Origin of the sequence: Streptomyces bambusae, assembly GCF_019400985.1 — a bacterium.
Lineage (GTDB): Bacteria > Actinomycetota > Actinomycetes > Streptomycetales > Streptomycetaceae > Streptomyces > Streptomyces bambusae_A.
Map to the genome: position 1 here is coordinate 1 of NZ_WTFF01000580.1, position 2120 is coordinate 2120.

1 protein-coding gene is annotated in these 2120 nt (G+C 79.0%); it reads right to left on the minus strand.

Going from position 1 to position 2120, the window contains the following annotated elements; genetic code table 11:
• Positions 1-2120 (minus strand): hypothetical protein (locus GPJ59_RS35740; RefSeq protein WP_219672286.1); only part of this gene is annotated, 2120 nt, incomplete at both ends.

The window sequence follows — 2120 nt, forward strand, 5'->3', positions numbered from 1 at the left end:
CGCTCCCGGCCGACCCCGGCCCCGCCGCCTGGGACGGCATCCCGGGGTACGCGGCCCGCGGGGCGGAGGCTCCGCGCGAGGGGACCGGCCGCGGTGGCCAGTCGGGCACGGGTGGGGCGGCGGGCGCGGGAGGGGCGGGAGGTATCGGGTCTGCGGATGCGGCCGCGGGCCGGGCGTAGGCGGACGTGGCCGCCCGGCCGGCGGCCGGCGACAGCTCCTCCGCCGGGTTCGCCGGGGACCAGTCCGGCAACACCGGTGCGCCGAACGGCGCGGTGGTCGGCGTGGGCCCGGTGAGGTCCGGCTGGACGGTAGGCATCGGTGGGGCGGCGGCCGTGGCGGCCGCCGGGCCCCAGGGCGGCATCGCCTGCGGCGTCAGCGGCGCGGACTCGGCCGACGGCCGTCGGGAGGTGGACCAGGACGCCGACGGGGCGGAGGGCATGGGCGGCGCCTGCGTCGGCGGCAGTGGGGGCGCCGTCACTGTGGTCGCCGACACCCGATCAGGCGCTGACGCCGTAGCGGCCACCGCGGGCTCGGTGAACGCCTGCCCGGCCCCCGGCGTCGGCAACGACTCGGCGGAATCCGCCGACGCAGCAGCCCCCGCGGGGCGGGCGACAGCCGGTCCGGCCGCTGCCGGCCCGAACCCCGCGGCCGACGCCCCCGGCCCGGCGATTCCCTCAGGCCGGGCAAACGCCGGTATCGGCGGTGACTCGGGCGAGCCCGCCGAAGCAGCCCCCGTGGGCCGGGCGAAGGCCCGTCCGGCAGTCGCCGTCCCGAAGCCTTCGGCCGGCACCATCGACGCCACCCCCGCCCCGACAGCTTCCCTGGGTCGGGCAGGGGCCGGATCACCGGCCGTCGTCGCCGCCCCCGCCCCGCCACCCCCCCCAGGCGCGGCGAGGGCCGGCCCAGCACCCGGCATCGGCATCGGCCCCGCCGACCCCATCGACCCGGCCCCCGCCCCAACAGCCTCCGTGGGCCGGGCGAAGGTCGGTGCGGCAGCCGCCGTCCCAAGCCGTGAGGCCGACATGGCCGACGCCACCCCCGGCCCAACACCCCCCGTGGGCCCAGCGAACGCCGGATCATCAGCCGCCGTCCCGAACCCTTCGGCCGACACCACCGATGCCATCCCCGGACCGACACCCCCCGTGGGCCGGGCGAAGGACGGATCACCAGCCGCCATCGGCAACCCCTCCGCCGACACCACCGACGCATCCCGCGGCGGCGTATCAGCCGTCATCGGCCGGGGGAAGGCCGGCTCGGTGGTCGGTGTCGGCGGCGGCCCGGTCGGGGGTGCCGCCGGTGGTATGTCCCGTTCGGCGGACGGGGGTGGTGGCAGGGTGGGCAGGGTGATGGCCGGGGGTGATGCCGGCATGGGTGGGGTGGTGGGCCGGGGCGGGGTGCGGCGGCCCAGGGACAGACCGCGGCGCGGGCCCGCCGGGCGCGGGCCGGAGGTCGGGCGGGGGCGGGGCGTGCCGCGCAGGCGCTCGCGTACGCGGTGGGCGATGACCGCGGCCACGCCCGCCAGGCACAGGGCGTACGCCGCGGTCACCCAGGAGTCCGCGGCCCGGCCGCTCTTCAGGCCGTGGACCAGCGAGGCGCCCCACGCCGGGTAGGCGCCCATGTGCAGGGCCCGCCACCACAGGGAGCGGGCGCGCGTGGCGAACGCGCTGCGCACCGCGCCGGAGACCGCGACGCTCACGAAGAGGTACCCGGCGAGCGTGCCGAGCCCCACCAGCAGGCGCCGGTCGGGGTCGGCGAAGGGGATCACGGCGGAGGCCGCGACCGTACGGCCCCCGGCGACCTTGACCCAGATGTGCAGGACGAGGAAGCCGAGGCCCGCCACGGCGAGGCCGCGGTGGATGCCCTGGGCGAGGAGCCGGTGGCCGGAGTCCAGCACCATGCGGTCGGTGGCCGCCAGGCCCCACAGGACGGTGGCGGTGAGCGAGACGAGCGAGAGCACGCCCGCCCCGAAGTCCAGGAAGCCCCACAGGTCGGTGAAGGCCCCGGCCCCGCTGAAGCCGCGCGGCACCTTGCGCGGGATCGCGGCCAGGTTCCCGCTGTTCGAGGCGGCGAGTCGTGCGGCGCGCCGGCTCTCCGCGCACCCTTCCTCGTACTCCCGCGCC